This is a genomic window from Pseudorhodobacter sp. (assembly GCF_030452865.1).
Lineage (GTDB): Bacteria > Pseudomonadota > Alphaproteobacteria > Rhodobacterales > Rhodobacteraceae > Pseudorhodobacter.
Map to the genome: position 1 here is coordinate 1 of NZ_JAKDLJ010000344.1, position 3,932 is coordinate 3,932.

The window sequence follows — 3,932 nt, forward strand, 5'->3', positions numbered from 1 at the left end:
GGTGCAACCGCCCCGGAACTGTCGTCCAATTCGGTTTCCGTTCAGACCCAGTTTTTGCGGGCAGGGGCAGGCGTTGGCATGGTGCATGATTTCGTGATGCCATTTTCGCCGGAGCTGGTGCGCGTGTTGCCGGATAGCGTTGCGCTGACCCGCAGTTACTGGTTGGTGCGCCACGCGGATGACGCCGGAATTGCGCGGCTGAACCGGTTTTGTGAGCAATTGATCGCCGGGGTACGGCGGGAATTGCCCGGCCTCGAAGCCGCGCCATGAAGCTTTGACTTGACAGGCATGGCCTTGGGAGTTGACGCTGAACCAAACCGTATCAAGAGGGAGATTGCCATGCTGGTCCAACAGATCCTGACATCGAAACCATTGGCGGAAGTGATCACGGTCAAACCCGGCACCCCCTTGAACGAAGCCGCAGCCGTACTTTCGGCGAAGAGAATCGGTGCGATCATCATCTCCGATGACGGCAAGCATGTTGCCGGCATCCTGTCGGAGCGCGATATCGTGCGCGAATTGGGCAAACGCGGGGCGGGCTGTCTGAATGATCCGGTGGAGAGTGCAATGACCGCGAAAATCGTGGGCTGTGCCAAGGGGGACACTGCCGATCAGGTCATGCAAAAGATGACGGACGGCCGCTTTCGCCATATGCCCGTGATGGATGGTGATGTGATGATCGGCCTCGTCTCTATCGGCGATGTCGTCAAGGCCCGGCTTTCCGAACTGGCGATGGAGAAGCATGCGCTGGAAGGGATGATCAAGGGGTTTTGACGGCTTTTTCGCGAGGCTTTCGATTTTTCAACGAAAATCCGCGCAGCCTTCCGGGTGATTTCGCGCTTGCAAACCGTTGGCTGATAATGTTGCGTGTCCGGGTCACGATAAGGAGCAGTCATGCGCACCGGACTTTACCCCGGAACTTTCGACCCCATTACCCTGGGTCATGCCGATATCATCCAGAGGGCGATGGCGCTGGTCGATAAACTGGTGATCGGCGTTGCAATAAACCGGGACAAGGCACCGCTGTTCTCGCTCGAAGAACGCGTTGCCATGGTGGAGGCCGAATGCGCGCCGATCATCGCAAAGACCGGAGGCAGCATCGTCGTGCATCCGTTCGAGAATCTGCTGATTGATTGCGCCCGCGACGTCGGTGCGACTGTGATCGTACGCGGTTTGCGTGCGGTCGCGGATTTTGAATATGAATTTCAGATGGTTGGAATGAACCGCGCGATGGATGCCTCGATCGAGACCGTGTTCATGATGGCCGACGCCCGGCGGCAGGCGATCGCGTCGAAACTGGTGAAAGAGATTGCGCGTCTCGGTGGCGATGTCAGCAAATTCGTGACGCCTGCAGTGAAGGATGCGTTGCTGGCGCGGTTTTCCTGATAGCGGTGCGCGTGTTGCATCCTGGTCCAATAGGTATTTTGGCCAAGATGAGGGAATGTGTCATTGCCTTCGTCCGCTCCTTGCGAAACGGGGCGCCTATTGCGCCCTGTTTGTGGAATGGGCGGCAACACATGCCGCTGTGCAACCCGGTTTCAGTTCCACACCGCTTTGCGCGCGATTTTATCCGCATCGCCGCGAAAGATGCCCAGGTCGAGAGCAACATCAAGCGGCATCCGGGCAATTTCATTCCGGGTCGCGATGTAGCGGGCGTAGTTGCGGGCAGCGATTTTCAGGTTTTTGATCAGTTTCATCATCTTCACTCTTTCATCCATCCGGACCATGAACCCCATGTCCACTGTCCTGATGATGATATCGGCTGGAATGATTGCGCTAACAAGGCCGGTCGCGGCAATCTCGGTATGCGCCCTGTGCATGTCTGTCGCTATTCTGCCTGTGTGTGGCGCAGAGTAGCCGGAAACAGGCGGATCAGTGGAGGGGGGGGTGTCTTTCATTGGGAACGGTGGGAGAGCGATGGGAATGAAGCCCTGCCAAAGGGTTAGCTGGTATTCATCGGAATTGAAGATGCGGGGAGGGTGTCGGAACGGCGCGGATACCGCTCATTCAGGCAGCATAATTCGCGCAATTTCCTGACATTCAGACAACATTTTTGTGCATCTACCGCGCACTTGGAACGGGGCGGTTCATCTGTCAGGATTTAGGGGTTTTTGCGGTGATCATCTTCGGTGACGTTTTGACTGTGATTGGAAGGCCGCCCTTCCACGCAACCCGATTGCGGGTTATAGCGTCAACCAGTCCTGCACGTCCTCGAAGATGTTGGCCTCGTCTTGGGCTGATATGCCGATAAAGGGTCGGGCCGGGATGGTGCTTGAATGGGCTGGGAAACTGACCTTGGTTTGGTGGTTCGCTTTCTCCCTCCTCACGAAGCGGCGTCCAACCTGACCATTTTTGCCCTTCATGCGATAGATGGTTCCCTCACGAGCGGGGATTGCAATAGTTGCGCCCAACTGATGGGTTGGCGATAACCAGTGCGTTGAACCCACGGTAACATAGTCGCTCCCAACTTCATAGCTGATCAACCCGGCAAGCCCCCGGTTTCACGCAATATGGCGATTGCCGATCTTCCGCGCTTGATCCGCGCGCGGATGGTGGATGCGCGAAGTGGTGTCCAAGCATTGCCGTCCGATCCCACTTCTTTGTCAAATCGAGCGCTAACGGAATTCGTGAGTTGGCTACCTACTGCCTTAAAGAATGGGCTTTTGTCATCCATACGCTCAAGGAAATCCTCAAGCCATCTGACAAGTTCATCATTCGAAAATTCGGCGCGTATGGAAATTCCGGTCATTTGTAGGTCTGCACCCAATCAAGCCATGGCTGATGCCGTCCGGTCACGACGTTGCAATAGCGCTGCGCGACATTAACGACGTGCATATGGGGAACGTCCGACAGGTCGCGGGTCTCGAAGGCCCATTGCAAGCATTGCAGGCAAAGGGCTTGATCTTTCTCGCCTGCGATGTAGGGCTTCGTTAGCAGCATATGTTTCCGGTTGCGGGCGAACGTGTCACGACGTGGCTTACGCGGTGGTTTCCCTGTTTTGTAATTCTTGCCCGTTACCCACGCCCCTCAATCACGAGGTCAACAGCATCGGCAAAGCTGATACCCTTTTCCTTTGCCAGCCGTTGTGCCGCAAAGAACATATCATCATTCTGCCGATCAACCTGATAGCCGTCAGGAATGTTGTGTCTTGGGCGTCCTGCGCCGTGGCTGATAGGATCTTGCCCAAGGTCCATTTCACCGAAAGAAATGACCTGCGGTTGACGGGCAAGGTAGGACATAAACCAATCTTTGCGGGTGCTGGCGGGCGCGCCTTCTGAAAAGCTGACGGTTTCCTGATCGTCCAAGGTGGCAGCGAAGGCCAAGACCTCATCCTTGAACACTGGCAGGACGCGGTCTTGATCAATCAACCGATCAATCTCATGGCTTCGAGTTTGAAGGCGCAGGCGGGTCAGCTCGTCCCCCGCTTCGCCATAGGAAGCCGTTGCAGGCTTGTCTTGGGACATCCAGAAGCTATCCCCTGCAGCGCCCGAAAACCTGACAGGCTATAATCCCGGCACGGCGGGCGCTGCGGCCCCTAAAAAGCCGACGTGCTTGAGATACATTTTACCGGGTTTCGGGTTTGCGGAACTGTTCGGTAAAAACATTGAGATTGAAATGCGCTTGTAGCGCCCCTCTTTTACGAAGGTCGCAAACTCTGACACGGTGTTTTTCAGCGTGGCTTTCAACACACCGCGTTCAACATAAAGGTGTTCCACCCTGCCAACCGCGGGCGCATCAATGTCTGGATGCCCGATCACAACCGGGGCGCGGGCGTTTTCACGGTCATAGCCGCTGGCAATCTCTTTCAGACTTTCTTCGGTGATGGTCTGGGGGGCAGCGCCCATGGGCGAGAATGTCCCGGTGCGGAACACTTCGATAGCTGTTCCATCCCGGATGATTGCATTTCCCCTCGGCGATCAGCCCTGTTCATG

At 56.1% G+C, this 3,932-nt stretch carries 7 protein-coding genes and 1 pseudogene; 3 read left to right on the top strand and 5 right to left on the bottom strand.

Annotated features, from left to right (window positions below):
• From L0H65_RS15915 to coaD, 3 genes are all read left to right on the top strand, one after another.
• On the top strand, positions 1-270 hold a 270-nt coding region (locus L0H65_RS15915; RefSeq protein ID WP_301460090.1), incomplete at its 5' end, for a LysR substrate-binding domain-containing protein.
• A 69-nt stretch (positions 271-339) separates the two neighbouring features.
• A complete protein-coding gene (locus L0H65_RS15920) occupies positions 340-774 on the top strand; it encodes a CBS domain-containing protein (RefSeq protein WP_301460092.1) in 435 nt (144 codons plus the stop codon).
• 120 nt (positions 775-894) lie between these two features.
• Positions 895-1,386: a pantetheine-phosphate adenylyltransferase gene (gene coaD, locus L0H65_RS15925; RefSeq protein ID WP_301460094.1), complete on the top strand. Its 492-nt coding sequence runs from the start codon at positions 895-897 to the stop codon at positions 1,384-1,386.
• Positions 1,387-1,538: 152 nt separating this feature from the next.
• Here the strand turns inward: coaD and L0H65_RS15930 are convergent, their stop codons facing one another.
• The 5 genes and pseudogenes from L0H65_RS15930 to L0H65_RS15955 form a co-directional block, all read right to left on the bottom strand.
• Positions 1,539-1,820 carry a hypothetical protein gene (locus tag L0H65_RS15930; protein WP_301460095.1) on the bottom strand — a complete coding sequence of 94 codons (282 nt, stop codon included), beginning with the start codon at positions 1,818-1,820 and terminating at the stop codon, positions 1,539-1,541.
• 363 nt (positions 1,821-2,183) lie between these two features.
• A pseudogene (locus L0H65_RS19825) lies at positions 2,184-2,749 on the bottom strand (phage virion morphogenesis protein).
• Positions 2,746-2,940 (bottom strand): hypothetical protein, encoded by a 195-nt coding sequence (locus L0H65_RS15945; RefSeq protein WP_301460101.1) that lies wholly within the window; start codon positions 2,938-2,940, stop codon positions 2,746-2,748. The pseudogene L0H65_RS19825 and the gene L0H65_RS15945 overlap by 4 nt, the downstream one beginning before the upstream one ends.
• A 74-nt stretch (positions 2,941-3,014) precedes the next feature.
• Positions 3,015-3,464: a hypothetical protein gene (locus tag L0H65_RS15950; RefSeq protein WP_301460103.1), complete on the bottom strand. Its 450-nt coding sequence runs from the start codon at positions 3,462-3,464 to the stop codon at positions 3,015-3,017.
• A gap of 39 nt (positions 3,465-3,503) precedes the next feature.
• Positions 3,504-3,872 carry a hypothetical protein gene (locus L0H65_RS15955; RefSeq protein WP_301460105.1) on the bottom strand — a complete coding sequence of 123 codons (369 nt, stop codon included), beginning with the start codon at positions 3,870-3,872 and terminating at the stop codon, positions 3,504-3,506.
• Between the last annotated feature and the right edge of the window lie 60 nt (positions 3,873-3,932).

Coding starts and splice junctions, on each gene's coding strand:
- L0H65_RS15920 (WP_301460092.1), top strand. CDS start 340: ATGCTGGTCCAACAGATCCTGACATCGAAACCATTGGCGGAAGTGATC.
- L0H65_RS15945 (WP_301460101.1), bottom strand. CDS start 2,940: ATGCTGCTAACGAAGCCCTACATCGCAGGCGAGAAAGATCAAGCCCTT.
- L0H65_RS15950 (WP_301460103.1), bottom strand. CDS start 3,464: ATGTCCCAAGACAAGCCTGCAACGGCTTCCTATGGCGAAGCGGGGGAC.
- L0H65_RS15930 (WP_301460095.1), bottom strand. CDS start 1,820: ATGCACAGGGCGCATACCGAGATTGCCGCGACCGGCCTTGTTAGCGCA.
- coaD (WP_301460094.1), top strand. CDS start 895: ATGCGCACCGGACTTTACCCCGGAACTTTCGACCCCATTACCCTGGGT.